This window comes from Paractinoplanes deccanensis, assembly GCF_016862115.1.
GTDB classification, from domain to species: Bacteria; Actinomycetota; Actinomycetes; order Mycobacteriales; family Micromonosporaceae; genus Actinoplanes; species Actinoplanes deccanensis.
This window is the reverse complement of sequence record NZ_BOMI01000028.1, coordinates 15,155-41,965: the sequence shown is the minus strand read 5'-3', so window position 1 is coordinate 41,965 and position 26,811 is coordinate 15,155. Positions and strand designations below refer to the sequence as shown.

The 26,811-nt window shown below is 72.3% G+C and carries 25 protein-coding genes and 1 riboswitch; of the genes, 15 read left to right on the top strand and 10 right to left on the bottom strand.

Annotated features, from left to right (window positions below; genetic code table 11):
• The first annotated feature begins 118 nt into the window (after positions 1–118).
• The 4 genes from Ade02nite_RS08700 to Ade02nite_RS08685 are packed head-to-tail and all read left to right on the top strand — an operon-like array spanning position 119 to position 5,453.
• Positions 119–2,218 carry an alpha-galactosidase gene (locus Ade02nite_RS08700; protein ID WP_203761029.1) on the top strand — a complete coding sequence of 700 codons (2,100 nt, stop codon included), beginning with the start codon at positions 119–121 and terminating at the stop codon, positions 2,216–2,218.
• Positions 2,219–2,234: 16 nt separating this feature from the next.
• Positions 2,235–3,131 carry a carbohydrate ABC transporter permease gene (locus Ade02nite_RS08695; protein ID WP_203761028.1) on the top strand — a complete coding sequence of 299 codons (897 nt, stop codon included), beginning with the start codon at positions 2,235–2,237 and terminating at the stop codon, positions 3,129–3,131.
• 10 nt (positions 3,132–3,141) lie between these two features.
• Positions 3,142–4,083 (top strand): carbohydrate ABC transporter permease, encoded by a 942-nt coding sequence (locus tag Ade02nite_RS08690; protein WP_239168639.1) that lies wholly within the window; start codon positions 3,142–3,144, stop codon positions 4,081–4,083.
• On the top strand, positions 4,080–5,453 hold the full coding sequence (locus tag Ade02nite_RS08685; RefSeq protein ID WP_203761027.1) for an ABC transporter substrate-binding protein: 1,374 nt from the start codon (positions 4,080–4,082) through the stop codon (positions 5,451–5,453). Before Ade02nite_RS08690 ends, Ade02nite_RS08685 begins: the two co-directional genes overlap by 4 nt.
• A gap of 6 nt (positions 5,454–5,459) precedes the next feature.
• Here Ade02nite_RS08685 and Ade02nite_RS08680 read toward each other — a convergent pair whose 3' ends face one another.
• On the bottom strand, positions 5,460–6,026 hold the full coding sequence (locus Ade02nite_RS08680) for an NADPH-dependent FMN reductase (RefSeq protein WP_203761026.1): 567 nt from the start codon (positions 6,024–6,026) through the stop codon (positions 5,460–5,462).
• Positions 6,027–6,137: 111 nt separating this feature from the next.
• On the opposite strand from Ade02nite_RS08680, the gene Ade02nite_RS08675 reads away from it, so the two are divergent.
• Positions 6,138–6,839, top strand: a complete 702-nt coding sequence (locus Ade02nite_RS08675; protein WP_203761025.1) for a hypothetical protein — start codon at positions 6,138–6,140, stop codon at positions 6,837–6,839.
• A complete protein-coding gene (locus Ade02nite_RS08670) occupies positions 6,836–7,204 on the top strand; it encodes a VOC family protein (RefSeq protein ID WP_203761024.1) in 369 nt (122 codons plus the stop codon). The genes Ade02nite_RS08675 and Ade02nite_RS08670 overlap by 4 nt, the downstream gene beginning before the upstream one ends.
• A gap of 1 nt (position 7,205) precedes the next feature.
• On the opposite strand, the gene Ade02nite_RS08665 is transcribed toward Ade02nite_RS08670, so the two are convergent.
• On the bottom strand, positions 7,206–8,078 hold the full coding sequence (locus Ade02nite_RS08665; RefSeq protein WP_203761023.1) for a LysR family transcriptional regulator: 873 nt from the start codon (positions 8,076–8,078) through the stop codon (positions 7,206–7,208).
• Positions 8,079–8,172: 94 nt separating this feature from the next.
• Here Ade02nite_RS08665 and Ade02nite_RS08660 point away from each other — a divergent pair, with 94 nt between their 5' ends.
• Positions 8,173–9,483, top strand: a complete 1,311-nt coding sequence (locus Ade02nite_RS08660) for an MFS transporter (RefSeq protein ID WP_239168638.1) — start codon at positions 8,173–8,175, stop codon at positions 9,481–9,483.
• Between the two features lie 107 nt (positions 9,484–9,590).
• Here the strand turns inward: Ade02nite_RS08660 and Ade02nite_RS08655 are convergent, their stop codons facing one another.
• The 3 genes from Ade02nite_RS08655 to ileS form a co-directional block, all read right to left on the bottom strand.
• Positions 9,591–9,884 (bottom strand): YciI family protein, encoded by a 294-nt coding sequence (locus tag Ade02nite_RS08655; RefSeq protein WP_203761022.1) that lies wholly within the window; start codon positions 9,882–9,884, stop codon positions 9,591–9,593.
• Positions 9,885–9,896: 12 nt separating this feature from the next.
• Positions 9,897–10,463, bottom strand: a complete 567-nt coding sequence (locus Ade02nite_RS08650; protein ID WP_203761021.1) for a TetR/AcrR family transcriptional regulator — start codon at positions 10,461–10,463, stop codon at positions 9,897–9,899.
• Positions 10,464–10,588: 125 nt separating this feature from the next.
• Positions 10,589–13,690 carry an isoleucine--tRNA ligase gene (gene ileS / locus Ade02nite_RS08645; protein WP_203761020.1) on the bottom strand — a complete coding sequence of 1,034 codons (3,102 nt, stop codon included), beginning with the start codon at positions 13,688–13,690 and terminating at the stop codon, positions 10,589–10,591.
• A 326-nt stretch (positions 13,691–14,016) separates the two neighbouring features.
• Positions 14,017–14,124: riboswitch (SAM riboswitch) on the top strand.
• A 14-nt stretch (positions 14,125–14,138) separates the two neighbouring features.
• On the opposite strand from ileS, the gene Ade02nite_RS08640 reads away from it, so the two are divergent.
• From Ade02nite_RS08640 to Ade02nite_RS08630, 3 genes are all read left to right on the top strand, one after another.
• A complete protein-coding gene (locus tag Ade02nite_RS08640) occupies positions 14,139–14,684 on the top strand; it encodes a GNAT family N-acetyltransferase (protein WP_239168637.1) in 546 nt (181 codons plus the stop codon).
• Between the two features lie 284 nt (positions 14,685–14,968).
• Positions 14,969–15,811: a universal stress protein gene (locus Ade02nite_RS08635; RefSeq protein WP_203761019.1), complete on the top strand. Its 843-nt coding sequence runs from the start codon at positions 14,969–14,971 to the stop codon at positions 15,809–15,811.
• Between the two features lie 156 nt (positions 15,812–15,967).
• Positions 15,968–16,225, top strand: coding sequence for a hypothetical protein (locus Ade02nite_RS08630; RefSeq protein WP_203761018.1), 258 nt, complete (start codon positions 15,968–15,970; stop codon positions 16,223–16,225).
• A 165-nt stretch (positions 16,226–16,390) separates the two neighbouring features.
• Here Ade02nite_RS08630 and Ade02nite_RS08625 read toward each other — a convergent pair whose 3' ends face one another.
• The 3 genes from Ade02nite_RS08625 to Ade02nite_RS08615 form a co-directional block, all read right to left on the bottom strand.
• Positions 16,391–16,858, bottom strand: coding sequence for a CoA-binding protein (locus Ade02nite_RS08625; protein ID WP_203761017.1), 468 nt, complete (start codon positions 16,856–16,858; stop codon positions 16,391–16,393).
• 226 nt (positions 16,859–17,084) lie between these two features.
• Positions 17,085–17,810: a nucleoside/nucleotide kinase family protein gene (locus tag Ade02nite_RS08620; protein WP_307871209.1), complete on the bottom strand. Its 726-nt coding sequence runs from the start codon at positions 17,808–17,810 to the stop codon at positions 17,085–17,087.
• A 16-nt stretch (positions 17,811–17,826) separates the two neighbouring features.
• The gene (locus Ade02nite_RS08615) at positions 17,827–18,693 is read right to left on the bottom strand and encodes an alpha/beta fold hydrolase (RefSeq protein WP_203761016.1); all 867 of its coding nucleotides are present in this window, start codon (positions 18,691–18,693) and stop codon (positions 17,827–17,829) included.
• A 129-nt stretch (positions 18,694–18,822) separates the two neighbouring features.
• Between Ade02nite_RS08615 and Ade02nite_RS08610 the strand changes: the two genes are divergently transcribed.
• Together Ade02nite_RS08610 and Ade02nite_RS08605 are read left to right on the top strand one after the other, a co-directional pair.
• Entirely contained in the window at positions 18,823–19,248 is a 426-nt protein-coding gene (locus Ade02nite_RS08610; RefSeq protein ID WP_239168636.1) for an ArsR/SmtB family transcription factor, read from the top strand.
• Positions 19,181–19,819 carry an SRPBCC family protein gene (locus Ade02nite_RS08605; RefSeq protein ID WP_239168635.1) on the top strand — a complete coding sequence of 213 codons (639 nt, stop codon included), beginning with the start codon at positions 19,181–19,183 and terminating at the stop codon, positions 19,817–19,819. Before Ade02nite_RS08610 ends, Ade02nite_RS08605 begins: the two co-directional genes overlap by 68 nt.
• Positions 19,820–19,950: 131 nt before the next feature.
• Here the strand turns inward: Ade02nite_RS08605 and Ade02nite_RS49155 are convergent, their stop codons facing one another.
• The gene (locus Ade02nite_RS49155; protein ID WP_239168634.1) at positions 19,951–22,566 is read right to left on the bottom strand and encodes a BTAD domain-containing putative transcriptional regulator; all 2,616 of its coding nucleotides are present in this window, start codon (positions 22,564–22,566) and stop codon (positions 19,951–19,953) included.
• A gap of 522 nt (positions 22,567–23,088) precedes the next feature.
• Between Ade02nite_RS49155 and Ade02nite_RS08590 the strand changes: the two genes are divergently transcribed.
• From Ade02nite_RS08590 to Ade02nite_RS08580, 3 genes are read left to right on the top strand one after another with little or no spacing between them, the layout of a single operon-like run.
• On the top strand, positions 23,089–23,448 hold the full coding sequence (locus Ade02nite_RS08590; protein WP_203761015.1) for an RICIN domain-containing protein: 360 nt from the start codon (positions 23,089–23,091) through the stop codon (positions 23,446–23,448).
• 57 nt (positions 23,449–23,505) lie between these two features.
• The gene (locus Ade02nite_RS08585; RefSeq protein WP_203761014.1) at positions 23,506–24,783 is read left to right on the top strand and encodes a hypothetical protein; all 1,278 of its coding nucleotides are present in this window, start codon (positions 23,506–23,508) and stop codon (positions 24,781–24,783) included.
• Positions 24,773–25,756, top strand: a complete 984-nt coding sequence (locus Ade02nite_RS08580) for a TIGR03617 family F420-dependent LLM class oxidoreductase (protein ID WP_203761013.1) — start codon at positions 24,773–24,775, stop codon at positions 25,754–25,756. Before Ade02nite_RS08585 ends, Ade02nite_RS08580 begins: the two co-directional genes overlap by 11 nt.
• On the opposite strand, the gene Ade02nite_RS08575 is transcribed toward Ade02nite_RS08580, so the two are convergent.
• Complete coding sequence (locus Ade02nite_RS08575) at positions 25,714–26,661, bottom strand: alpha/beta hydrolase family protein (RefSeq protein ID WP_203761012.1); 948 nt, start codon at positions 26,659–26,661, stop codon at positions 25,714–25,716. The two genes, Ade02nite_RS08580 and Ade02nite_RS08575, sit on opposite strands and share 43 nt — an antisense overlap.
• Between the last annotated feature and the right edge of the window lie 150 nt (positions 26,662–26,811).

Sequence of the window (26,811 nt, the reverse complement as noted above, 5' to 3'; positions counted from 1 at the left end):
CGGAAAGTCGGGAACAGGCGATTTTGCCAGACGCCAGGGGCGAAACGGTGCTTGACACGCCCGTTACCTCCCAGCAATCTCATTTTCATCGATTTAGCGGACCGGAAGGCGGCCCAGGGTGAAGGATGTCGTCGCGCTCACCGAGGCCGGGGTCACCCTCCTCGTCGACGCCTCCGGGCCGGGCCTCCCGGTGATCGCCTACTGGGGTCCCGAGCTGCCCGGGCTCGACGATGCGCAGATCGCCGCCCTGCTGAGCGCCTCCCGTCCGGTCGCCGGCACCAACACCGTCGACCCGGTGCCGCGCGCCGCCGTCCTGCCCGAGCATCGCCTCGGCTGGACCGGCCGCCCCGGTCTCAGCGGCTCGGCGGCGGGCCGGGGGTGGTCACCCTTCTTCCGGCGGTACGAGGTGACGACCGGCCCGGGGCGCGTCGTGCACGAGTCCGCCGACGAGCACGCCGGGCTCACCCTGCGCGTCGAGATCGAGATGCTGCCCTCGGGGCTCGTCCGGCAGCGCGCCATGCTGCGCAACGAGCGCGACGAGCCGTACACCCTCAACGATCTGGTCCTGTCGTTCCCCGTGCCCGCCGAGGCGGCCGAGCTGCTCGACTTCGGCGGACGGCACAACCTCGAGCGGGTGCCCCAGCGCCGGCCCCTCGGCACCGGCATCCACCTGCGCGAGAACCGCAAGGGCCGCACCGGCGCCGACAGCGCGTACGTGCTGCACGCCGGCACGCCCGGGTTCGGGTTCGCGTCGGGACGGGTGTGGGCCGTGCACACCGCGTGGAGCGGCAACCACACCCATTACGCCGAGCGGGTCTTCACCGGTGAGCAGCGCCTCGGCGGCGGCGAGCTGCTGCTGCCCGGGGAGGTGCGGCTCGCGCGCGGCGACGCGTACACCAGCCCCTGGGTCTATGGCAGTCACGGCGTCGGGCTGGACGAGGTGGCCCGGCGCTTCCACCGGTTCCTGCGCGGGCGCGAACGGCCGGTCGGCCCGCGCCGGCCGGTGACGATGAACGTCTGGGAGGCGGTCTACTTCGACCACGACCTCGACCGGCTCACCGGCCTGGCCGAGCGGGCGGCCCGGGTCGGCGTGGAGCGCTACGTGCTCGACGACGGCTGGTTCGGCTCGCGCCGCGACGACACCTCGGGCCTCGGCGACTGGGTCGTCTCGCCGGACGTCTGGCCGGACGGGCTGCATCCGCTGATCGAGCGGGTCAAGGGCCTCGGCATGCAGTTCGGCCTCTGGTTCGAGCCCGAGATGGTCAACCCGGACTCCGATCTGGCCCGTGCCCACCCCGAATGGATCATGGCGGCGCGCCCGGACCTGCCGATCGAGTCGCGCACCCAGCAGGTGCTCAACATCGGCATCCCGGAGGCGTACGCGTACATCCGGGACCGGATCCTCGCGATCCTCGCCGAGTACCCGATCGACTACATCAAGTGGGACCACAACCGCGACCTGATCGACGCGGGCCGGCAGCCCGGCGGCGAGCCCGGCGTGCACGAGCAGACCCGCGCCTTCTACCGGCTGCTCGACGAGATCCGCGCGGCGCACCCGGCCCTCGAGATCGAGTCGTGCTCGTCCGGCGGCGCCCGGGTCGACCTGGAGGTGCTCCAGCGTGCCGACCGGGTCTGGGTCTCCGACAACATCGACCCGCACGACCGGCAGCACATGCTGCGCTGGACCACCCAGCTGGTCCCGCCAGAGTTCCTCGGCTCGCACATCGCCTCCGGGCAGTCGCACACCACCGGGCGGCGGCACTCCCTGGACTTCCGCGCGGCGACCGCCGTCTTCGGCCACCTCGGCATCGAGTGGGACATCAGCTCCGCCACGCCCGAGGAGCTGTCCGGCCTCGCCGGCTGGGTCGCCTTCTTCCAGGAATGGCGTGACCTGCTGCTCGGCGGCGACCTCGTGCGCATGGACGGCTACGGCGACGACGTGCTCGTGCACGGCGTGGTGGCGCCGGACCGCTCCCGCGCGCTGATCGCGATGGTGACGATGGCGAGCCCGTACCCCGATCCGAGCGCGCCGCTGCGGTTCCGCGGGCTCGACCCGCGCCGGCTCTACCGCCTGCGGCCCCTGCACCCCGCCGACCATCCGCCGCAGTGGTGGGCCGAGGAGCTGTCGTTCAGCGGCGCCGTACTGGAACACGCGGGTGTGGCCGGTCCGCGCGTGCACCCGGATTCCGTCGTGCTCTACCGAGCTGATGCCCTATGACCTAGGAGTCATCCCCATGGCCACCGTCACCCCCGTACGGAAGAGACCCCCCGACGACACCAAGCTCGCCCTGCTGTTCATCGCGCCCGCCCTGATCGGCTTCGTGGTCTTCATGCTCTGGCCGACGCTGCGCGGCATCTGGCTGTCGTTCACGAGGTTCAACCTGCTCACCGCGCCCGAGTGGATCGGGTTCGACAACTACGTGCGTATGGTCCAGGACCCGGTGTTCTGGAACGCGCTCAAGGTGACCGTCTATTACGTGGTCGTCAACATCGCCCTGCAGACCGCGCTGGCCCTGGCGATCGCGGTGATGATGCAGCGGCTCACCAAGCGCACCTGGCTGCGCGGGATCGTGCTCACGCCGTACCTGGTGTCCAATGTGGTCGCCGCGATGATCTTCCTGTGGATCCTGGACTACCAGCTCGGCATCGGCAACAAGGTGATCGAGCTGATCGGGCTCGACCGCGTCGCGTTCCTCGCCGACAGCGCCTGGGTGATCCCGACGATCGCGGTCATCAACGTGTGGCGCCACGTCGGATACACCGCCCTGCTCATCTTCGCCGGGCTGCAGACCATTCCCGAGAGCATGTACGAGGCGGGGCGCGTCGACGGCGCCTCGGAGCTCACCATGTTCCGGCGCATCACCCTGCCGCTGCTGCGCCCGATCCTCGCGCTGGTGCTGATCATCACGGTGGTCGGGTCGTTCCAGGTGTTCGACACCGTCGCGATCACGACCCGCGGCGGGCCGGTCGACTCCTCGCGGGTGCTCCAGTACTACATCTACGACATGGCGTTCGGCCGGTTCCAGTTCGGCTACGCCTCGGCCATGTCGGTCGGCCTGCTGGCCGTCCTCGTGGTCATCACCTTCCTGCAGTACCGGCTCACGCGGGCCTCGTCGTCCGACCTGGCCTGAGGGGGTTCTCATGGCGACCACCGCGGTAGCCACCGGCGCCGTGCGCGACATCTCGGACACTTCCGGGCCTCCGCGCCGTCCGTTCCACATCGGCCGTCTGCTCGCCTGGATCTTCATGATCCTGGTGATCCTCGCGTCGCTGTTCCCGTTCTACTGGATGCTGCGCACGGCCCTGTCCAGCAACAACGCCCTCTACGCCGGATCGGACAGCCTGCTGCCGGTCGACCCGTCGCTCGGCGGCTTCCAGCGGGTCTTCGGCCTGCAGACCGGCCAGGAGGCGCTCGACGCGGGCGGCGCCGGGCAGCCCATCGACTTCTGGCACTACCTGGCCAACTCGGTCATCGTCGCCACGCTCATCACCGCCGGCCAGGTCTTCTTCAGCGCCATGGCCGCGTACGCCTTCGCCCGTCTGCGATGGAAGCACCGCGAGAAGGTGTTCGGCTTCTTCCTCGCCGGCCTGATGATCCCGGCGATCTTCACGCTGCTGCCGAACTTCGTGCTCATCAAGGAGCTCGGCCTGGTCGACACGCTGCTCGGCATCTCGCTGCCCACGATGCTGATGACCCCGTTCGCCGTCTTCTTCCTCCGGCAGTTCTTCCTCGGCATCTCGCGCGAGGTGGAGGAGGCGGCGCTGGTCGAGGGCGCCTCCAAGGTGCGGGTCTTCTTCCGGCTGATCCTGCCGATGTCGTCGGCGCCGATCGCGACGCTGGCGATCCTGACCTACATCACCTCGTGGAACGAGTACTTCTGGCCGCTGATGGTCAGCTACACCGACCGGTCGCGGGTGCTCACCGTGGCGCTCGGCGTCTTCAAGTCGCAGACGCCGCAGACCGGGCCGGACTGGGCGGGCCTGATGGCGGCCACCCTGGTCGCGGCGCTGCCGATGCTCATCCTCTTCTTCGTCTTCGCCAAGCGGATCGTCAACTCGATCGGATTCAGTGGGATCAAATGAGACGGCTACTCGCGGTACTGACCTCAGCGGCCCTGCTCGCCGGTTGCGGCTGGAGCGGGGAGGACGCCACCGCGACCGGTGGCGGCGGCACCATCGAATACTGGCTGTGGGACTCGGGACAGCAGCCGGGCTACCAGAAGTGCGCCGACGAGTTCGCGAAGCGGAACCCGGGACTGCGGGTGCGGATCTCGCAGTACGGCTGGGACGTGTACTGGTCGAAGCTGACCGCCGGCTTCATCGCCGACACCGCGCCGGACGTCTTCACCGACCACCTGGCGAAGTTCGCGCAGTTCGTCGACCTGGGCGTGCTGCGCCCCCTCGACGAGCTGGGCCCGACCAGCGACCTCAACGACGCCGACTATCAGGAGGGGCTCGCGGAGCTCTGGAAGGGACAGGACGGCAAGCGGTACGGGGCCCCGAAGGACTGGGACACCATCGCCCTGTTCTACGATCCCGTGGCCGTCGAGGAGGCCGGGATCGACCCGGCGACGTTGCAGAGCCTGACCTGGAACCCGCGGGACGGCGGCACGTTCGAGAAGACCGTCGCGCGCCTGACCGTCGACAACAACGGCATCCGGGGCGACGAGCCGGGCTTCGACAAGGACAACGTCCGGCAGTACGGCTTCGGCTCCGACGGCGCCGGTGGCGCGGGCTGGGGGCAGACCCAGTGGTCCGCGTTCACCGGCAGCGCCGGATGGCAGGCCACCGACAGGAACCCGTGGGGCAGCCGCTTCAACCTCGACCAGCCGGTCTTCCAGCAGACCCTCGACTGGTACTTCGGGCTGGCGCGCAAGGGCTACATGCCGTCGTTCGCCGAGATCGGCGGCAACAACCCGGTCGGGCCGGACAAGGAGATCCAGTCCGGGCTCGCGGCGATGGCGCTGGACGGCTCGTGGAAGATCTCGACGTACACGAACCTCACCGACGCGGCGGGCACCAAGCTGAAGGTCGGCATCGCGCCGACGCCGATCGGCCCGTCCGGCAAGCGCGCGTCGATGTTCAACGGCCTCGCCGACTCGGTCACCACGCTGTCGAAGCAGCCCGAGAACGCGGCGAAGTGGGTCAAGTTCCTGTCCGGCGCCGAGTGCCAGAACATCATCGGCGAGTCCGGCGTGGTGTTCCCGGCCCGCCCGTCGGGCACCGAGCGCGCCGTCGCGTACAACAGGGAGGAACGCGGCCTGGACGTCACGCCCTTCACCGACCAGGTGAAGCAGAAGACGACGTTCCTGTTCCCGGTGACCACCAACGCGGCCGACATCACCGCGCTGATGGTTCCCCGGATGGACGCCGTCTACATCGGCGACGCGCCCGTGTCGTCGATGACCTCGCTCAACGACCAGCTGAACACCCTGTTCGAGGTGGCTCGGTAGGCGCCGCTACTTGCGGAGCGGCTTGAGCGCCGCCGCGACCCGGCCGAGCTCGTCGAGCAGGGTCGTGGCGGCCTTGCGCATCGTCTCGTTCGGCTGGATCACGCCGTCGACGAGGAAGTTCGACACGAACGGGATGTTCACCGACTCCGGGATCACGAACATCTTCAGGGGGTACGCCGGAACCTGGAGCCCGAGCGCCGAGCGCGTGCCGGCCGAGACGCCGCCGTAGCTGACCACGCTGGCCGGCTTGTACGCCCATTCCTGGTGCAGGTAGTCGATGGCGTTCTTCAGCGGCGCCGAGATGCCGTAGTTGTACTCCGGCATCACGAAGACGAACGCGTCGGCCGCGTCCACCTTGTCGCTCCACCGCTTGGTGTGGTCGTGCTGGTAGTCGCGCATGCGCGGGTGGTGCGGCTCGTCCAGCAGCGGAAGGCTCTCCTCGGCCAGGTCGGCGACCGCCACCTGGAAGCCGCCGTGCGCCTTGGCCTCGTCGACGAACCAGTCGGCGACCTTGGGGCCGATCCGCCCCGGCCGCGTGCTGGCGACGATGACCAGCAGATTCAGATCACTCACAGCGCTTCGCTTCCCTCAGACACAGACTATTTGCTTGCGCAACAATACCCTGATCTTGAATGGCCGACACGGGTGAGTAGCGCTCTTCACATCTCTCTAGGGTGTACCGCCATGGGCTCCTTCCCCCGCCTCGCCCTCGCTCTCCCGGCAGCCGCCTCGGCGGCGGCGTGGGCGCTCGGCGTCACCGTGTTCCAGCCGCTGAGCGAGCCGTCGGGGCCCGGCGCGCTCGGCGAGAACAACACCTACTGGGCGCGGGAACTGCGCTGGGCAGCCCTGCTCGCGGCCGCGATCGTGGCCGCCGTCGCGGCCGGCCTGGTCACCATGACCGAGTCGCCCACCGACGTGGAGCCCCGGCTTCAGCTCGGCAGCGCGCTCGCCGGCTCCCTCCTGGCCCTGATCGCCGTCGGTTTCTCGTGGCGGGCCCTGCCGATCGCGGTCCTGCTCGGCGCGGCGCCGTGGGCGCTGCGCTACACCTCACCCGAGCCGGCGATGGGCCGGGTGATCGGGGTCTTCGCGCTGACCGTGCTGCTCGTGGTCGCGGTCGTGGGCCTGGCCGGCCGGGGCTCCCCGGTGGCGGTGGCCGCCATCACCGCGTTCGCCCTGCCGGTGATGCTCCTGCCGCTCGTGGTGCTCGCGTCCGTCCTCCAGATGGGTGCGACGTTCACCGTGCTGGCCGCCAACCCGCCGGTGAACGACGCCGACTCCGACCTCGTGCTGGTCCTGCTGGCGGTGCCGATCGGGCTGGCCCTCGACCGCCTGTTGCGCGCCTGCCTCCAGCATCGGCCGGCCTGGTCACGTAACGTGCCGTCATGACCAGCCACGAACTCGTCGTCGTCCTGGACTGCGCCGACCTGGACCGCTCCGCGGCGTTCTGGTCCGGCGTGCTCGGCTACGAGGCCGGCCCGAGCGCCCCGGGCCGCTACCGGCAGCTGCTGCCGCCCGGCGGCGAGGGCGTCGAGCTGCTGCTGCAGCGGGTGCCCGAGCCGAAGACCGGCAAGAACCGCATGCACCTCGACTTCCGCGTCGCCGACCTGGCCGCGGAGGTGGACCGGGTGGCGGCGCTGGGCGCGCGGCGGGTCACCGCCGACCCGATCGAGGAGGACGGCTGGACGTGGCACGTGCTGGCCGACCCGGACGGCAACGAGTTCTGCGTGCTCCAGCCGCCCGCCGCGCCGTAGGTCAGCCGCTGGCGGCGTACAGGAGGTCGCGGACCCGTGGGTCGTCCTCCCGGCCGGCGCGCCAGACCAGGCGCAAGGCCAGCGCGGGCAGGGGGAGGTCGAGGGCGTCCAGCGTGCCGGCCCGGACGGCGCCGGTGACGGCGAAGTCCGGCAGCAGCGCGATGCCGAGACCCTGCTCGGCCCACGCCCGGACGGTGGCGACCGAGCCGACGAAGACCCGCTCCGGTCCGGCACCCAGCAGCCGGTCGGCGGCCAGGGCGAACGAGCAGTTCGGCGCGTTCAGCAGCAACCGCTCGCCGTCCAGGTCCGCCGGGCCGATCCGGTGCCGCGGCCCGTGGCCCGGGGCGGCGAGCAGGGCGAGCGGCACCGGGTCGAGGTCGAGGAAGCGCAGCGACCCGGCCGGCGGCTCGAAACCCAGATCGCCGAGGGCGGTGCCGGTGTCGAGCAGCAGGGCCGCGTCGAGCCGTCCGGCGTCCACATCGGCCAGCAGGGCCAGCCGGTCGGTGGCGGGGCGCACGTCGGCGCGCAGCAGCGGGCGGCGTTCGGCCAGCCGGGCCAGCACCGTGGGCACACAGGTCGCCACCAGGGTCTCCAAGGCGCCCAGCCGTACGTCGTCGCGGCGGCCCGCCACGTCGGCGATCGCCCGGTCGGCCAGCCCGAGCAGCTGACGGGCCCACCCGGTCAGGCGCCGGCCCTCGCCGGTCAGGCGCATGCCCCGCGCCCCGCGCTCGAACAGCGGGACGCCGAGCGAGCGCTCCAGCGCGCGGACCTGCTCGGAGACGCTCGACGGTGCCATGCCGAGCGCGACGGCGGCGTCGGTGACCGTGCCGGTGCGCACGACGGCGTCGAAGACGCGCAGATGACGAAGCTCCACGCCGACGCCAACCCGCCCCGGGCGTTCGGTATTTCCGAACGGTGCTTCGGGCGATCCGGTGGAGCCCGCCCGGCGTCCCGGCGACAGTGGCCGCGTGCTTCGATCCACCCGAGACCTCACGCTGCTGGGCATCTCGCTCGGCTACTTCATGGTGCTGCTCGACATGACGGTGCTCGCCGTCGCCGAACCCGACCTGGCCCGGTCGCTGCACGCGTCGGTCGCCGGCCTGCAATGGACCACCACCGGCTACACGGTGGCCTTCGGCGCGCTGCTGCTGTCGGCCGGTGCCCTCGCCGACCGGTACGGCGCGGACCGGCTCTTCCGGGCCGGCGTCGCCGCGTTCGGCGTGCTGTCGGCGCTGTCCGCCGCCGCGCCGACGGTGCCGGCCCTGGTCGCGGCTCGCGTGCTCCAGGGCGCCGCGGCGGCCGCGTGCGTGCCCGCGTCCCTGGCCCTGATCGCCCGGCTGTATCCCGAACCGGCCCGGCGCACCAGAGCGGTCGGCACGTGGGCGGCGATCAGCGGCGCCGCCGTGGCCGTCGGCCCGGTCGCCGGCGGCGTCCTGGTGGACCTCGCCGGCTGGCGGGCCGTCTTCCTGGTGAACGTGCCCCTCGCGGTCGTCGTGCTCGCCCTGACCGCGGGCGCGCCGGCGCCGGTCCCGGCCACCGACCGGCGCATCAGCTGGACGGCGCAGGCCGCCCTCGTCGTCGCGGTGGCCGCCGGCACCGACGCGGTGATCGCCGCCGGCTCGGCCTCGTGGTGGCACGCCGCGGTGGCGGCAGGGGTGGCCGTGGCCTTCTTCCTCGTCGAACGGGGCAGCGGCGCGCCGGTGCTGCCCCGGTCCGCGTGGCGCAGCCCAGGCATCCCGGCGGCCCTGTTCGTGGGCGCGGCGGTCACCTTCGCCCTCAACGGCACCCTCTTCGTGCTGCCGTTGCTGCTGCGCCACGACCGCGGCCTGGACGCCGCCGGCAGCGGACTCGCCCTGCTGCCGCTGACCGTGCCGTTCGTGGTCAACCCGCCGCTGACCGGCCGGCTGGTGAGCCGCTTCGGCCCGCGCCCGCCGGTGCTGGCCGGGCTGGGCCTGCTCGGCGCCGGATGTGCCGGGCTGGCCGTGGCGGCGTGGTCGGCGGCCGGCTACGTCTGGCTCGCCGCCGCCCTGCTGCTGGCCGGCGTCGGCGTGTCGCTGGTGCTGCCGGCCGTGGTCGCCGCCGTGCTGAGCTCCGCGGCGCCCGCCGTCGCCGGCGCCGCCGGGGGCCTGCTCAACGCGGTACGCCAGCTCGGGGCTACCGCCGGCGTGGCGGCGATGGGCGCCTTCCTGCACGGCGGCGTCCGCACCGGCTCCGGGCACGCGCTCGCCCTGGCCGCCGCGATGTGCCTCGCGGCCGCAGCCTGGTTCGGCGCATCCTGACTCCGGCCTCTCCCGGGCCGGCGCCTTCATCGGGCCGGCCCTCACCTTCACTGGGCCGGCCTTCACTGGGCCGGCCTTCACTGGGCCGACCTTCACTGGGCCGGCCTTCACTGGGCCGGCATCAGGAACTCCAGCCGCGGGTCGGTCATGCCCGGTGCGATCTCCAGGATCTCGGCGTCGACGACGCGGTGGGCGACGAACGGGTCCGCCGCCACCCGCTGCTGGAGCTCGGCCGGCGTCGTGTCGTGCGCCAGCACCGCGCCGCCGAGCCCCGGCTGAATGCCGCCGACGAGCAGGAAGACCCGGTCCGCCAGACCCTGCTCGATCCACTGCTGGTGGCCGGGCATGTGCTCGGCCGCGGCGGCCTTGTTCTCGGCGAAGCGGAGCAACACGATGTACATACGAGTCCCTTCCTAGGAGTCCAGAGCGGCGAGCCAGGCTTCCTGGCGTTCCACCTCACGGCGTACGAAGTCCTGATCGCCGAAGGCGTTGGCCAGCGCGGCGACCCCTTGGCTGAAGGCCAGCACGTGCAGGGCGAGCTCGTCCGCGTCCCGCGCACGGCCGAGCGCCGTGAACTGCGCACGCAGCCAGTCCCGGAAGAGCGTGAACAGCGCGGTGGCCTCGGGCCGCGACGGATGGCGCAGCTTCGCCAGCTCGGCGGTGAGCGTGCCCACCGGACACCCGTAGTCGCGGATGTCCGCCCCGTTGGTCTCCACGATCCGGATGAACCGCCGGATCCGCTCCGCGGGCCCGGCGGCCTCGTCCTCCCACTGCCGCAGCATGGCGCGGGTGGCCTCCACCCGGCACCCGATGACCGCCGCGAGGATCTCGTCCTTGCTCTTGAAGTGGTAGTAAAAGTTGCCCCGGGACAGCCCCACAGCCTCGGCGATCGCCGTGAACGACGTGTGCTCGAACCCTTGCTCATAGAAGAGCCGATCCGCCGCCGCGACGATCTGCGCCCGCGTCGCACCTCCCGCCATCCGCGACCATCCCTCCGAGCGACAGCGTCTAGGACGAGCGTCCTAGTGATCATCTTAGGACGCTCGTCCTAGACACTGTCAATCCGGCGCCGGCTGAGATCGCCGGCGCCGGTGGGGCCTTGCGGTCAGGCGGCCTTGCGGAGCCAGAACGTCAGGCCGAGGGACTCGTCGGTGAACGTGTGCGGCCACGTGGGGGCGCCGGCCTCGTACGAGGCTGCCAGGACCTCCTCGGCGACCAGGGTGCTGTGCTCGGCCAGGGCGCGGGCCGTCTCGTCCGAGGTGGTCTGGTAGCGCAGGTCGATGCGGTCGGAGACGTCCAGGCCGCTCGTCTTGCGGGCCTCCTGGATCTGGCGGATGGCGTCGCGGGCCAGGCCGGCGCGGCGCAGGTCGTCGGTGAGGTGCAGGTCCAGGGCCACGGTGGCGCCGGCGTCGGAGGCCACCGCCCAGCCCTCGCGCGGGGTCTCGGTGATGACGACCTCGTCGGCGGTGAGCGTGATCTGCTCGCCGGCCACGTCGACGGTGGCCGAGCCGGTGTCGCGCAGCGCGTCCTTCAGGGCGGCGGCGTCGGCGGCCGCGACCGCCCGGGCCACGTCCTGCACGCGCTTGCCGAAGCGCCTGCCCAGCGTACGGAAATTGGCCTTTGCCGTGGTGTCGACGAACGAGCCCGCCACCGGCTCGACCGTGCCGACGTTGAGCTCGGCGGCGATCTCCGCGAGCAGCTCCGCCGGCAGGGCCGCGAAACCGGGTGCGGAAGCCAGCGCGCGGGACAGCGGCTGGCGCACCTTCATGCCGGACTCGGCGCGGGCGGCGCGGCCCAGCTCGACCAGGCGGCGGGTCGTGGCGACGTGCGCGGACAGCGACGGGTCGATCAGCGACGTGTCGGCGACCGGGAACGACGCCAGGTGCACCGACGCGGGCTCGGCCGGGTCGACCGCGGCGACCAGGTCCTGCCAGACGCGTTCGGTGATGAACGGGGTGAGCGGCGCCATCAGCAGCGTGACGGTGCGCAGCGCCTCGTGCAGGGTGGCGAGCGCGGCCCGGTCGCCGCGCCAGAAACGGCGGCGGCTGCGGCGCACGTACCAGTTGGAAAGGTCGTCGACGAACGCGGCGAGGAGCTTGCCGGCCTCCTGGGTGTCGAACGCGTCGAGCGCGGCGTCGACCCGGCGGACCAGCTCGTTGAGCTCCGAGAGGACCCAGCGGTCGAGCACCGGGCGGCCGGCCGGCGCCGGGTCCGCGGCCGAGGGCGACCACTGGGCGGTACGCCCGTAGAGCGCCTGGAAGGCGACGGTGTTCCAGTACGTCAGCAGCGTCTTGCGCACCACCTCCTGCAGCGTGGTGTGCCCGACGCGCCGCGCCGACCAGGGGGAGCCGACGGCGGCCATGAACCAGCGGACCGCGTCGGCGCCGTGGGTGTCCATCAGCGGGATCGGCTCGAGGATGTTGCCCAGGTGCTTCGACATCTTGCGGCCGTCCTCGGCGAGGATGTGCCCGAGGCAGACCACGTTCTCGTACGGGGAACGGTCGAAGACGAGCGTGCCGACCGCCATCAGCGTGTAGAACCAGCCGCGGGTCTGGTCGATGGCCTCCGAGATGAACTGCGCGGGAAAACTCTTGGAGAAAAGGGCCTGGTTCTTGTACGGGTAACCGAACTGCGCGAACGGCATCGAGCCCGAGTCGTACCACGCGTCGATGACCTCCGGCACGCGCGTGGCCTTTTCGCCGCACGACGGGCAGGCGAAGGTGACCTCGTCGATGTAGGGCCGGTGCGGATCCAGATCCGACAGGTCCGACTTGCTGAGCCCCGACAATTCGGCGAGCGAGCCGACACATGTCAGATGCCCGGCCTCGCAGCGCCAGATCGGCAGGGGAGTGCCCCAGTAGCGGTTGCGCGACAGGGCCCAGTCGACGTTGTTGGCGAGCCAGTCGCCGTACCGTCCGTGCTTGACCGTCTCGGGCTGCCAGTTCGTCCTCTCGTTCTCCCGGATCATCGCGTCGCGGACCGCGGTGGTGCGGATGTACCAGGACGGCTGCGCGTAGTAGATGAGCGCCGTGTGGCAGCGCCAGCAGTGCGGGTACTGGTGCTCGTAGTCGTCGTGCCGGAACAGCAGTCCCTTGTTCTTCAGTTCCGCGACCAAGGGCTCATTGGCCGTACGGAAGAAGAGCCCGCCGACGAGCGGAACCTCCTCGGAGAACGTGCCGTCCCGCCGCACCGGATTGACCATCGGCAATCCGTAGGCGCGGCAGCTCGCCAGGTCGTCAGCGCCGAACGCCGGCGACTGGTGCACCAGCCCGGTGCCACTGTCCGTGGTCACGTAGTCGGCCAGGATCACGATGTGCGCGTCCGGCACCTCGACCAGATCGAACGGCGGCCGGTACGTCCACCGCTCCATCTCGCGGCCGGTGAAGCTCTCGCCGGTCTTCTCGAAGCCCTCCGGGATCAGCTGCTCGGCGACGATCAGCCGCTGGTCGCCGTCCGTGACGACGACGTAGGTGACGTTCGGGTTGACCGCGACGGCCGTGTTCGACACCAGCGTCCACGGCGTGGTCGTCCACACGAGCAGATCGGTGGTCCCGGCGAGCGGCCCGCCGGTCAACGGGAAACGCACGTAGACAGCCGGGTCGACATCGGTCTCGTACCCCTGGGCCAATTCGTGGTCCGACAATGTCGTCTGGTCCCGCGGGCACCACGGCGCCACCCGGAAATCCTCGACCAGCAGCCCCTTGTCGAAGATCTGCTGGAGCGACCACCACACCGACTCGATATAACCCGGATCCATCGTCCGGTACGCGTCGTCCAGGTCGACCCAATAGCCCATGCGCTCGGTCAGCTCGGCGAAAGCATCGGTGTGCCGGGTCACCGACGCGCGGCATCTCGCGTTGAACTCGGCGATGCCGTACTTCTCGATGTCCGGCTTTCCGCTGAAACCGAGCTCCTTCTCGACGGCCAGCTCGACGGGCAGACCGTGACAGTCCCACCCGGCCTTGCGGGCCACGTGGTAACCCTTCATCGTGCGGTATCGCGGAAAGACGTCCTTGAAGACGCGCGCCTCGATGTGGTGCGCCCCCGGCATGCCGTTCGCCGTCGGCGGCCCCTCGTAGAAAACCCATTCGGGCCGCCCCGCGGACTGCTCGAGGCTGCGATGGAAGACGTCCTTCTCGCGCCAGAACTTCAGCACGTCATGGTCGAGCGCGGGCAGGTCGACCCGGGCCGGCACTGGGCGGTACATCGCGTTTTTTCCTCCGTCGGACTGGCATGCTTCCAACGGAGGGACGAGGCCCTTTTTATCCGAGCCCCGCGGTACCACCCTCCTTGACCGGCTCACTGCTTCAACCGGCCCACTCGAGGTGCTTGCAGCCGGCTTTACTCGGCCCGCGAGGGCCTTTCCTCCGGCGGCTCCGGGGTGATTTTCGCGTCGTGCTCGCCACCGGGCTCCCACCGTCCCCGGTTCGCTCTCGACCGCGTGCGCCGCTACTCGTCCCCATCAACGCCTTGCGCGGCGATCCTACCGCGCCCCGCGCCGCCGGCTTCTTTCGCGTACGCTGTCGCCACAGCGGTCATGAGTGTCAGCGCGTAGCCCCGGCTTGCTGGCCGGCAACCCTCCCTCGCGGGCGGGGTGCCCCGGGTGACGACCGGGCCTCTTTCACGAGGCAAGCCACGAGACGGGAGTAAAATCCGTGCTGTTCACCCTTCGCGACGCCACCGGCGCTGATGTGGCGGGCATCGCCGCGCTGCACGCCGACAGCTGGCGGCGGCACTACCGCGGCGCCTACACCGACACCTACCTCGACGGCGACGTGGTCGCGGACCGCCTGGCCTTCTGGGGCGCCCGCTTCGCCGCGCCGCCGTCCGGGCGCACCATCGTGGCCGAGAGCGACGGCGACCTGGTCGGTTTCGTGCACGTCATCCCCGATCACGATCCGCGCTGGGGCAGCCTCGTCGACAACCTCCACGTGTCGTACGCCCGGAAGCGCGGCGGCCTGGGCACCCGGCTGCTGTCCGCCGCGGCCCAGACGGTCGGCTCCCGGCCCATGTATCTGTGGGTCCTCCAGCAGAACACGGCCGCCCAGGCCTTCTACGAGTCGCGCGGCGGCACCCGCGTCGAGTCCGGCTTCGCGTCCCCGCCCGGCGGCGACCCGGCCCGCCTCAACGGCACCCCGGGCAAGTACCGCATCCACTGGCCCGACGCGGCAGGCGCCTTCCCCGCCGCTCGTGGACGTTGACCACTTCTGGCAACTCCTCGACGTTCGGCGACGGCGACCATCGGCCCGGCGCAACGGCTCGGCCGCATCGCCCCGCACATGCCGCCGACTTTCAGATCCACCTCGGCGCGCCGGCCCACACAGTGGAGCCTTTGTGTACAGGGCGGACCCCAAGCTACCCGCCCCGCCGGCGACCAGACCCTGACCGGCGGCCGGACAGAGGCGATCGACCCTGTCCGTTCTCGGCGCGGCCGACCTAGCGTGACGAAGAGGTGATGTCCGCCGCCGCTGGAGGGAGTGAGCGCATGTCCATCTCGTCCAAGCCGCCGGTGGCCGCCGGGGTGAGCGGATCACCGGCCAGTTACCAGGCGGTCAAAGTGGCCGCCCGGGAGGCGTCGGCCCTGGGCTGCGCGCTGCGGCTGGCCCACGCGGTGAGCTATCGTCCCGGGGTGGTCGACCCGCCGCACCTCGCCCGGGCGATGTTGCGCCAGGCCGCGGCCATCGCCGAGCGGATCGCGCCCGGCCTGCCGGTCACCACCCAGTTGCTCGAAGGCGACCCGGTGCACGGGCTGCTGCGGCTGTCCCGCCGGAGCGCGCTGATCGTGGTGGGCGACGGCAACCTGAACGACCGGGTCTGCCTGCCCACCGGCGCGACGGCTGTCCAACTCGCGGCACGGTCCTTCAGCGACGTTCTGGTCACCCGGGCCGCGCCCGCGCCGTACGGACCGGTCGTGGTCGGCGTGAACGGCTCCGCCGTGTCGGACGCCGCGCTCGGCACGGCGTTCGGCGAAGCCGCACACCGGTCCCTCGGCCTCGTCGTCGTGCATGTGGGCACGGCGCGGGAACGGGTGCACGAGCTCGAGGATCTCGTCGCCGAGTGGGCCGCCGGCCGGGGCGTCGAGGCCGAGCTCCGGTCCCTGACCGGTGACCCGGCCACGGTGCTGTGCCGCGAGTCGCGGCACGCGTCGCTCGTGGTCGTGGGGGCCCGGGGCGACCAGCCCTATCACGGGTTGCTCGGCTCGGTGGCGCAGACGCTGCTGCACCACGGCCGCCCGCCGATCGTGCTGGTTCGTGGAGCCGGTTCGTGGTCGCGGCCGCGGCACGGTGGCGAGGTGACGGCCGGGCTGAGCGCGACCGGGCCACGTTGACCGGTCGCGGCGCGTCACGGCACGGGGCCGCGATCCCCGAACACCGCCGCCAGCGCCGGCGCTGCACCGCGTCTTCGGCCGGGCCCTTCGGCCGCCCGAAGGGCCGCCGGCCGCCGCCTGCGCTTTCGGACAGGAGCCAGGTGGGAGGACGATCCGATGGCAACCGACGACAGACAACGACAGTTCGAGCAGATCGTGGCCGGCCTGACCGCCGACTACCCGTCCCTGGCAGGACGGCGACGGTTGTCGCGCCCCGCCCTGATCGCGGTCGCGGTCCTGGGGGCGGTGGCCTGGGCCCTGCTCTCGGTGTCGATGGTGGCCTGGGGCACGATCGGCGTTGTCCTGACCTGCGTCGTTGTCGCGGCTGCGGGATGCGCCGCCGGGGTGAGCGCTTACCGCCGTCATCGTCACTGATCGGCTGCCATCGCGTGGCAGCCTGCCGTGCCCCGAGCCCGGGGCCTGACCGGCGGGGCGCTCAACATCGGGCCGCAGGCTGTCCAGGTGGCGGAGCCGATCCGCCGCCCAGCGATCGAGCGGGGAACGGTCCCCCGAGGGCTCGTCGCGCCGCCCACGCCGAGGTCAGACGTCGCGGGGAACGTTGCCGGTGGCGGAGAGGACGAGGCGGGCGATCTTGTGCCCGACGTCTGCGGTCGGCTCGTACATGCAGGGGCAGCCCCCGTCGATCACGGTCACGCCGTTCCGGCGGCCGTACAGGGCGGCCGACTCGGACACGCTGCCGGCGCCGGGGCCGCGGTGCATCCACACGTGCTTGATGCCCAGCTCGATGCACTCGCGCATCGTAGTCTCGGCGGTTTCGGGCCGGGTGCCGATCACGACCGCCTCGACGCCGCCCGGCACCGAGGCGAGGCTCTCGTAGCAGCGGTCACCCTCGACGGTGTCGGCCTTCGGGTTGATGGCGAACACCTCGTAGCCGCGCTCCCGCAGCCGCTTGTAGACGACGTTGCTGCCGTGGCCCTGCGGATGGCGGGACACACCGGTGACCGCGACCCGCTTGTAGTCGAGGAACTCGCGCGCGGCTTTCTTCATGGCGGTCATCGTCGTCTCCTGCCTCTGAGCCGTTCCCGTCACCTCAACCTGCGCCGGAGGCCCGGCCCGCGCCAGGGTCGCCGGACCCGTGGTACGGGCCGAGGGTCCCTGTCCAGCGGCCGTTCCGGGTGTGCCGGTCGTGCCGGCCGGAGGGCCACTCGCCGCCATCGCTTCGCGCGGCGCCATCGCCTGGACAAGCACCGGAGCCTGCTGCTCACCGACGCTGTCAGGTCCCGTGTCGGCCTCCATCGCGGTGCGCGGCGGTGCGGAATTGCCAGGTCGGGTGGTCCGGTGTGTCGTTGTGGACGACGATGTCGGCTCGTTCGAGGGGCCGGGCCTGCTCCGCGTAGAGCTGCTGGGACGGCCGGTACCGCTCGTGGAAGAAGCGGTCGATCTCCGCGGTGGAGCCGAGCCGGGCCAGGTCGCGGACGCGGGCTCGTTGCAGGGTGCGGTCGAAGGAGGCCGTCACGTGGATGGTCAGGTCCCAGTGGGCGGCGAGCTCGGGGCGTAGCAGGAAGACGCCGTCGAAGACCAGCACGGCACCGGGCGGGGCGGTCCGCAACGGTGGGGAGACCACGGCGTCGGTGGGGCGGTCGTAGCAGTGGTCCTGATATCTGCCGTCGCCGGTGGGGCCCAGCGGGCCGAGCAGGGCGCGGTGCAGCGTGCCGAAGTCGAACGAGTCGTGGTAGCAGCCCTCGGGCGAGTACGGGCCGCGCCGGTAGCGCCGGGCGCGGGGGAACAGGAAGCCGTCGATCGAGGCGCGGATCACCTCGCGGCCGGTGGCGCGCAGCGTCGTGGCGAGCTCGTCGGCGAGGGTGGTCTTGCCGCCGGCGGGCGGGCCGTCGACGGCCACGCGCCGGGTGTGCGGGGTGATCCGCGCGGTGAGCTGGTCGAGCAGCACGCCGCGGGTGGGGGAGCCGGGTGGCGTGGGCGGTGCTTCTGCGGTTGTCAACGCAAGACCCCGTACATCATCTGTTGGCATTTGTGGTTATCGCGTCGATCAGGGTGGGCCAGAGCGGCTTGGGGAGGTCGTGGCCCATGCCCTCGATGACGAGCAGCTCGCTGCCGGGGACGGCGGCGGCGGTGGCGCGGCCGCCGCTGACGTCGATGAGCGGATCGGCCTCGCCGTGGACGACGAGCGTGGGGGTTGCGACCGTGCGCAGGCCGGGGGTGCGGTCGGGGGAGGCGAGGATGGCGGCGTACTGGCGCTGGGTGCCGGCGGGGTTGAAGGCGCGGTCGAACTTGGCGGCGGCGCGCTCGCGCAGCCACTCGTCGCTCGCGGGGTAGGCGGGCGAGCCGATCACGCGCGAGGTGGCGGTGGCGCCGGCGATGACCTCGTCGCGGGTGGTGGCCGGCGGGCGGGACAGCGCGGCGGCGGCCTCGGGGGTGGGGCGGCCGACGGTACGGTCACCGGTGGTGGACATGATCGAGCAGAGGCTGGCGACCAGCTCGGGGTGATCGAGGGTGAGCTGCTGCGCGATCATGCCGCCCATGGATGCGCCGACGACGTGGGCGCGCTCGGCGCCGAGCTCCTTGAGCAGGCCGGCGGTGTCGGCGGCCATGTCGGAGAGCAGGTACGGCACCGTCGACGGGTCACCGCCGAGGATCGCGGGGACGTTCGGCTGGCCGAGCTCGTCGAACGACGTGGACAGGCCGGCGTCGCGGTTGTCGAAGAGGATCACGTGGTAGCCGCGCGCGGCCAGACCCTGGCAGAACTCGTGGGGCCAGTCGATGAGCTGCGCGCCGAGACCCATGATGAGCAGCATCGCGGGGTCGGCCGGGTCGCCGACGGTCTCGTAGCGCAGATCGATGCCGTTGGCTCGCACGTCGGGCACTGCGGCCCTCCTCTCGTCCCGCCTCTTCGTCGCGCCCAGGATGCCTCACGAGATCGTTTGCCGCCACCGCGAGAATCGCCAGTCCTTAAGCTCTGGCTTATATAAGACCACTCTGATACTGTACGCCGTGTGCACGCGTTCGATGTTCTCGGCGACCCGGTTCGCCGGCGGATCCTGGAGCTGCTCGCCGACGGTGAGCAGTCCTCCGGCGCCGTCACCCAGGTGATCCAGGCCGAGTTCGGCATCTCCCAGCCGGCCGTCTCCCAGCACCTCAAGGTGTTGCGCGACAACGGCTTCGCCACCGTGCGCCCCGACGGTGCGCGCCGCCTCTACGCGGTCGACGACACCGCGCTGCGCGAGGCCGACGCCTGGCTGGCGCGGTTTCGACGGTTCTGGGCTCCTCATCTGGCCGCCATGGCCACCGAGGTGGCGCGCGGCAAACGACAGCGCCGGCTCGCCGGCGACGTGACTCAGGAAGGAACCGACAGTGGACGTCAAGGAACAGATCAGCCAGGTACGCCGCACCCTCGGAAGCCGCGTCCTGGAGGCCGGTGAGGCCCGCGTCATGACGATCAGCCAGGTGTACGACACGGACATCGACGACCTGTGGGACGTCGTCACGAACGCCGAGCGCATCCCGCGCTGGTTCCTGCCGATCGAGGGCGACCTCAAAGAGGGCGGCCACTACCAGCTCACCGGCAACGCGAGCGGCACCATCTCCAAGTGCGACAAGCCTCGCGGCTATGCCGCGACGTGGGAGTTCGGCGGGCAGGTCAGCTGGATCGAGGTGCGGCTCAGCCCTTCGCAGGGCGGTACGAGGTTCGAGCTCGAGCACGTCGCCCACGTGGCCGACGAGTTCTGGGACGTGTACGGCCCCGGCGCGACCGGCGTGGGCTGGGACCTCGGGCTGTACGGGCTGGCCACCTACCTGAGCGACCCGTCGAAGCCGGTGGACCAGGAGAAGATGGCCACCTGGCACACGACGCCGGAGGGCCAGGCCTTCATGCGCCTCAGCACGGACGCGTGGGCCGAGGCCTCGATCGCCGACGGCACGCCCGCGGCCGACGCCAAGGAGCGGGCGGATCGGACGTACGCGTTCTACACGGGCACCGAGACGCCGGCCTAGGACTGGCACATCCCGGGGCTGAGCTTGGCTTTCGGCTCTCCGGTGATCGTCTCAGGGGCAATTGTTGTCGTACGGGGCGAGGAAGCTCGCGGGCATGGCTACCGCTGTTGCCGGCCGCGTTCCCGTTGCGCTCAGCCGCGCTTCCTCTGTTGCCGGCCGCTGGCCGCCGCAGGGGGCGCTTCCAGTGTGGCCAGGTGCGCCGCCACCGGGCCGGCGGTGAGCAAGCCGCTGCCGGCGCCGGCGATCTCGTCGCGGGCCGGGGTGAGGGCTTGCCGTGCCCGCTCGACCGTGGCTCGCTCGCCGAGGGCGGCGGCCGCGGTGCCGAGCAGGCACCACAGCGCCTCGGCCAGCAGGTCCGCGGGTGGCTCGGGGGCCGCTCGCAGGGCTGCTCGTGCGCGGATCACGTCGCCGCGTGCGAGCAGCACCAGCGGGCGGGTCCACGGCTCGTAGGGTCCGTAGTCCGCGTGGGTTGTGGGCGCCGGTTCGCCGCGTCCGATGTGCAGGCAGAGAAGCGCGAGGGGAAGGAGGCCGTCCTCGAGGCCCGGCATGCCGGCGCCGTCGAGTTGTTTCGCCGCTTGTTCGTAAGCCGCCGCGACGTCCTGGAGCGTTGTGGGGTGGGTTGCTTGCCGGCTTGCTCCGGGCTGGGCGGTTTGTGGTGGCTGCTGGCTCACGTCGGGCTGGGCCGTCCGTCGGGGCGCTTGCGGGTGCGCGGCCTGCTGGGCCGCCTCGTCCTGGGTGGCCTGCTGTGCCGTTTCGGTGTGCGTGGCTTGCCGGGTTGGTTCGTGCTGAGTGGTCGGCTGTGCCGCGTCGGGGTGGGCTGCCCGGCGTAGTGCGCGGTACCAGGTCGTGAAGACCGCGACCAGGGGCAGCTCGTGGCGGGCGGCGAGGCGGTCGGCGGCTTCGGCGTGCGTGTCGGCAGTGGAGAAGTCGCCGAGGGCCGACCGGGCCTGCAGGCGGATCAGGTGGCCGAGCACCTCGGCGGTGACGAGACCGTGCGTCGCGGCGAGCTCGACCAGCTCGGCGCCGATCGCGTCGCGCTCCGGGGCCAGGCCGGTGCGGTGGCAGCTCTGCATGAAGACGCCGTTCAGGGCGAAGGCGAGCAGCCCCGGATCGTCCAGCCCTCGGGCGAGCCGCTCGGCTTCCAGGGCGCACTGCCGTGGTCGCGGATCGCGCGTGCCCCGCGACTCCACGGCGATCGTCGCCAGGAGCCGGGCGCGAGCGGCCACGCTGTCGATCGGCAGGGCGGCCAGGGTCCGCTCGGCGGCCGCGACGATCGCGGCGGCCTGCGCCGGGTCGTCCGATCGCGTCCAGATCGCCGGCACGTCGTAGGCACCGATGACCCGCGCGGTCAGCACCGGATCGCCGAGCTCCTCGGCGGCCGCGATCGCCGCCACCCGATGCCGCCGCGCCGCGGCGAGCCCACCACCGCCGGTGACCGCGAGCCCGCGCAGCAGCCCTACCGTGGAGTCGAGCCTGGCCCGCGCCCCGGCCGCGACGAGCCTGTCGTAGTCCGCGGTCACCTCGGCCCAGACGGACTCCCCGGCCGCCCGCGGCCCGCCGTCCGCGCCTCGGCCCGCCGCTCGGTCCGCGCCTCGGCCCGCCGCTCGGCCCGCGCCGTGCCCGGGCGGCCTCTGCTCGGCCGCGAGGGGCTCGATCGAGCGGGGCTGGGCTGAGCCGGCTTCGACCGTGGTGTTCCCGGCGTGAGTTGGGCGGGCGGTGGTGTCGTCGGCGTGAGTCGGGTGGGTAGTGGTGTGCTCGGCGTGAGTGGACTGGGCGGTGATCTGCTCGCCGGCTGCTCGGTGGGCGGTGACGTCTTCAGTGGTCGTTGGGTGGGCGGTGTGCTGGTCGGCTGCTCGGTGGGCGGAGGTGTGTTCGGTCGGTGGGTGGGCGGTGTGCTGGTCGGCTGCTGGGTGGGCAGTGGTGTGTTCGGTCGTTGGGTGGGCCTTGTTCCCGGCGGGCGTTGAGTGGGCGGTGGTGTGTTCGGCGGCTGCTTGGTGGGTGGTCGTGTGGTCGGCGGGTGGTGGGGTGAGGGTGGTGCTGGTGGCCGGGTCGGTGTGGAGGGAGGGGGACTGCTGGAGGATGTCGGTTTCGAGGCGGCGCAGGGCGGGGCCGGGGTCGAGGCCCAGTTGGTCCACCAGGTGGGCGCGGGCTCGGCGGAGCACGGCCAGGGCGTCGCCCTGGCGGCCTGCCCGGTAGAGGGCCAGGGCCAGCAGGCGCCACGCGTCCTCGCGCCACGGGTGCTCGGTGATGTGGGCGTCCAGGTCGGGGACCGCGTCGGCGGGGCGGCCCGCTGCCAGGCGCACCTCGGCGAGTCGTTCCACGGCGCGTAGGCGCAGCTCGGCCAGGCGTGCGCGGTCGGCTCGGGCCCACGGGGCCTCGGGGAAGTCGGCGTAGGCCGGGCCGCGCCACCAGCCGAGCGCGGTCGTCAGGGTGTCCTCGGTGAGCGGGCCGGGGGTGGTCGCCACGCGCTCGAAGCGCCACGCGTCCACCGTGTCCGGGTCGGTCCTCAGGGCATAGCCGGGTCCCTCGGTGACCAGCAAGGTCGCCGGTGTTCGCGGCGGCCGGCCGGGCTCGAGGGCGCGGCGGAGGGCGGCCACAAAGGTCCGGACGGCGGACACCGCACCTTCCGGCGGGGCCACCGGCCAGAGATCGTCGACGAGGTGGCCGACGGGCACGACACGCCCGCGCGCCACGATGAGCCGCGCCAGCACCGCGCGGTGCGCCGGGCCCTTGAGCGCGATCGGCAACGGTGGGGCGGGCGGCTCGGTGGGCGCTGCGGCGTGCGGAGTGCCGTCCGGGGAGGGCGGGCGGTTCGGTGCGGGCGGTGGGTCGGGTGCGGGCGATGGGTCACGCGAGGGCGATGGGTCACGCGAGGGCGATGGGTCACGCGAGGGCCATGGGTCACGCGAGGACGCTGGGTCGCGCAAGGACGCTGGGTCCGATAAGGGCGATGGGTCCGGTGGCGACATGGGCCAGGCCGTGACGGGGCCGAGAACACCGAACGCGACCCGCATGCGACTCCCTGCGCTTCTGAAACGGACAAATCGGATAAAGTGCTGACTATGAGAATGCCTGCCGCCGGCCTTGCTCTGGCCGCCGCTCTGTCAGTGTGCCTGCTCGCGCCGCCCGGGACGGTGCAGGCTGCGCCGTCCCGGCCCGCTGGGCCCGCGGTCTCCGTTGCGCCGGGCGGGCCTGGGCCGGTTGACCTTGTCGGGCTCGAGTTTCGGCTCGTCAACGCGAGCAGTCGTGAGTGTCTGACCGCTCGTCTCGTGCAGCGGGCCTGCGGGCGCGGCGAGGCGTTCCGGTGGCGGCTGCGGCCCACCACGTCCAGCGGCGGCGCGCTCCAGGTGCTCAACGTCGCCACCGGGAAGTGCCTGTCCGTGGTGGGGGCCGGCACCGTCGACAACGCGCGGGCCGGCCTCTACGCCTGTGACGGGCACCCCGCGCGGCTGTGGCGGCTCCGGGACTCGACGGGGGAGACCGCGCGCGTGTGGAACGTGCACAGCCGCAAGTGCCTCACCCTGGCGGGCGATGTCGCCGTGCAGCGGCGGTGCGGTGCGGCGCAGCGGTGGACTGTGGACGTGGTGAGCCTGCCCCTGCCGATCTTCGGAGTCCGCGCGGGGCGGTGAGGCCGCCCGGAACTGACCCGACAGAAACTGTCGCAGGCTCGTGCTTAGATCCGAGGCATGCGGAACACCCGGAACCGAGTCGCGGTCCTCGTCGCCGGGGTGCTTCTGCTGGTGCTTGCCGTCGTGGTGTCGCGGCCCGAGCGTGAGACGGCCGCGTTCGCCGCTGCCGTGGTGCCGGTGCGGCCGCCTTCTCCTTACGAGTTGGCGGTCGCCTCGCTTCGCGAGCAGTCGGCGGCGCTGATGCGCGGTGACGAGGCGGCCTGGCTCGCGGCCGTGTCGCCGGGGCTGCGGCAGCGCTACCGCAGCATGTTCCGGTCCTTGCGGGCCCTCGAGGTGTCCCGTTTCGACTATGCGCCGGGGGTGGCGCGGCCGGTCAAGGGCGACCGGGCCGCCGTCGAGTTCCGCGCCGAGGTCTCCTACTGCTTCGGCGCCGAGATGTGCCCGGGCGGTCGCGGGCCGCACTGGCAGCAGCCGCCGCGCATCGAGCAGCGCCTCACCTTCAAACCCCACGGCGAGCGGTATGTGATCAGCGCCGTCGCCGCGGGACCGGAGGGCCCTCGGCGCCCGGCCCCGTGGGAGAGCGGCGACCTCGCCGTGCTGCGCGGCTCCCGGGTCACCCTGCTCGCCGCGCCGTCCGAGCGCCGGCATCTGGCGCGGCTGCTGCCGATCGCCGAGGCCGCGGCCCGCGCCGACGACCGGTTCGCCGCGCTGATGGGGACGCCGCAGGCGCGTTACCGCATCTATCTGGCCGGCGAGGCGCAGTGGCGTTCGTGGTATGGCGGCGAGGCCAGCGACTGGGCGATCGGGCTCGCCGTGCCGCTCAACATGTGGGCGATCGACGTGGTGCTGCGCATGAGCGAGTTCGAGGACGATCCCCGTTTCCTGCGCGTCGCCCTCCAGCACGAGCTCGGCCATGTCGTGACACTCTCCGGCGCCTATCGTGCCGACGCGGCCGAGGACACGTGGCTCAGCGAGGGCATCGCCGAATACATCGGCTGGTCGCCGCGTGGTGCCGAGGCCAGCCTGCGCCGCGACAGCGTGCGGTGGCAGCTGCGCACCGATCCACCCCGGTCGATGGTGCCGGCCCGGCCGGGGCCGGACGCGCCGTCGCGGGCCGGTGACGCGTTCTACGGGCTCAGCCACTTCGCCGTGGACTGCATGGCCCAGCGGTACGGCGAGGGGCGGCTGTTCACGTTCGTCCGGCTCGTGCTCGTCCAGGACAACGAGTACGACCAGGCCGCCCGCGACGCGTACGGCGTGCCGTTCTCCACCGTCGACGAGACCTGTGCGAGCTGGACCAGGTCGCGGGTGCTATCAAAGGATCATGCTGGTTGACTTCGCCGCCGACGTCGCGGCCACGCCGATCGAGGTGGAGGCCGCCGCCGTCGCGGCGGAGCGGGACGGATACGACGGGTTCTCGGCCGCCGAGACGCGGCACGACGTGTTCCCGGCGCTGGCCCTCGCCGCCCGGGCCACCGAGCGGATCACGCTGCAGTCCGGCATCGCTGTGGCGTTCGCGCGCAATCCGATGAGCGTCGCCGTGCTCGCCAACGACCTTCAGCTCATCTCGGCCGGCCGGTTCCAGCTCGGTCTGGGCTCCCAGGTGCAGGCGCACATCGAGCGCCGCTTCGCGATGCCGTGGGGCCGCCCCGCCGCGCGCATGGAGGAGTTCGTGCGGGCGGTGCGCGCCGTCTGGCACACGTGGGGCACCGGCGAGCGGCTGGCGTTCCGGGGCGAGTTCTACCGCCACACCCTGATGACCGACTTCTTCAACCCGGGCCCCAACCCGTACGGCAATCCGCCGATCCTGATCGCCGCGGTGGGGGAGCGGATGACCCGGGTGGCCGGGCGCGCCGGCGACGGCCTGCTCGTGCATCCGCTGACCAGCGCCGCCTACCTGCGCGAGCGCACCCGCCCGGCGCTGCGCGAGGCCCGCGGCGGCGAGCTGGACGGCTTCACGCTGGGCCTGTCGGCGATGGCGGTGCTCGGCGCGGACGAGCGGGCCCGTGCGCGCGCGGAGCAGGCGGTGCGCGGCCAGATCGCCTTCTACGCCTCCACGCCCGCGTACCGGCCGGTCCTGGAGCTGCACGGCTGGGGCGAGCTCGCCGACCGGCTCAACGGCCTGTCCCGGCGGCAGGCGTGGGCCGAGATGGCCGCCCTGATCACCGATGACGTGCTGGACACCTTCGCGGTGAGCGGTGACGTCGCGGCGACCCTGCGGGCGCGGTTCGGCGGGCTGGTCGACCGGATCTCGCTCTACACGCCCTACGACGCCGACCCGGCGCTCGTGCGCGCCGCGCTCAGCTGATCCTCCAGCGTCGCCAGTGAGCCGGCGGACAGCGCGGGCGTGCCGCCGTACAGGGCCCAGCGCAGGAAGGCCGCCCCGCCGCGGCTCACCGTGGGGAACTCGGCCGTGCTGGTCTGGTGGCCGCCGTCGGTGAACGACAGCATCGCCCGTGACCAGGGCACGGCCTCGAAGACGGTGTGCCCGGCCGACCAGCTGACCGTGTCGTCCTTGCGGCCGTGCACGAACAGCATCGCGGCCGGGGCGCCGGTGAACGGCGTGGCCAGGAAGTCGGTGCCGGCCAGCACGATGCCGGCCTGGAGCCGCTCGTCGCGGTAGGCGCTGAACATGCCCACCGTGGTGATGCCGCCGGCGGAGTGCCCGGCCGCGGCCATCCGGGACGCGTCGATCCGCCCGCGCAGCGGCCCGCTCGCCGTGTTCTGCGCGGCGACCTGGGTCAGCACGGCCGACGCGTCCAGGGGTTGGTTCGCCACGTCGTACGCGTTGAACGCGGCCGTGCCGAGCGAGGTGTGCGGATAGAGCGGCGCCGCCACCACGACCCCGGTGAGCGCCCAGCTCACCAGCAGCGCCGCGTAGTCGTCCGGCTGGGACAGCATGCCGTGGCTGAAGACGAGCAGCGGGTACGGCCCCGGCCCGACCGGATACCAGACCCGGGTCGGCAGCGACCGGCCGTCGCGGATGAACGGGTAGTCGGCGCGCCCGACCGAGTTGACCCCGGCGGGCGCCGTGCCGGCCGGCGGCACGTACGGCGTGATCTGTCTCGGGGTCAGGGTCGAGGTCTTGACCGACGCGAGGATCTGCGAGGCCGATCTCGTGCCGCGCCCGGCGGCGCCGGCGGCCGTGGCCCTCATCGTGAGGGCTCCGGCGGCCGCGGCGGACACACCCAGCAGGAAAGATCTTCTGCGCACTCGGGCCACGGTGCCCGCGCCGCCTGTCTACCGGCTTTGCCCAGGCTGTGGGGCCGCTACCGGTGCGGATCCCTCCTTTTTCCCGAATCCCAGCTGATTCCGAGGCCGTGCCCAGACGAACGGGTGATCGTTTGGGGAGGAGCGACGCTT

What these genes read in the sequence shown, in the direction of transcription:
- Ade02nite_RS08695 (WP_203761028.1), top strand. Translation starts at nt 2,235, where the DNA reads ATGGCCACCGTCACCCCCGTACGGAAGAGACCCCCCGACGACACCAAG.
- Ade02nite_RS08690 (WP_239168639.1), top strand. Translation starts at nt 3,142, where the DNA reads ATGGCGACCACCGCGGTAGCCACCGGCGCCGTGCGCGACATCTCGGAC.
- Ade02nite_RS08685 (WP_203761027.1), top strand. Translation starts at nt 4,080, where the DNA reads ATGAGACGGCTACTCGCGGTACTGACCTCAGCGGCCCTGCTCGCCGGT.
- Ade02nite_RS08675 (WP_203761025.1), top strand. Translation starts at nt 6,138, where the DNA reads ATGGGCTCCTTCCCCCGCCTCGCCCTCGCTCTCCCGGCAGCCGCCTCG.
- Ade02nite_RS08670 (WP_203761024.1), top strand. Translation starts at nt 6,836, where the DNA reads ATGACCAGCCACGAACTCGTCGTCGTCCTGGACTGCGCCGACCTGGAC.
- Ade02nite_RS08655 (WP_203761022.1), bottom strand. Translation starts at nt 9,884, where the DNA reads ATGTACATCGTGTTGCTCCGCTTCGCCGAGAACAAGGCCGCCGCGGCC.
- Ade02nite_RS08650 (WP_203761021.1), bottom strand. Translation starts at nt 10,463, where the DNA reads ATGGCGGGAGGTGCGACGCGGGCGCAGATCGTCGCGGCGGCGGATCGG.
- ileS (WP_203761020.1), bottom strand. Translation starts at nt 13,690, where the DNA reads ATGTACCGCCCAGTGCCGGCCCGGGTCGACCTGCCCGCGCTCGACCAT.
- Ade02nite_RS08635 (WP_203761019.1), top strand. Translation starts at nt 14,969, where the DNA reads ATGTCCATCTCGTCCAAGCCGCCGGTGGCCGCCGGGGTGAGCGGATCA.
- Ade02nite_RS08630 (WP_203761018.1), top strand. Translation starts at nt 15,968, where the DNA reads ATGGCAACCGACGACAGACAACGACAGTTCGAGCAGATCGTGGCCGGC.
- Ade02nite_RS08625 (WP_203761017.1), bottom strand. Translation starts at nt 16,858, where the DNA reads ATGAAGAAAGCCGCGCGCGAGTTCCTCGACTACAAGCGGGTCGCGGTC.
- Ade02nite_RS08585 (WP_203761014.1), top strand. Translation starts at nt 23,506, where the DNA reads ATGCGGAACACCCGGAACCGAGTCGCGGTCCTCGTCGCCGGGGTGCTT.
- Ade02nite_RS08580 (WP_203761013.1), top strand. Translation starts at nt 24,773, where the DNA reads ATGCTGGTTGACTTCGCCGCCGACGTCGCGGCCACGCCGATCGAGGTG.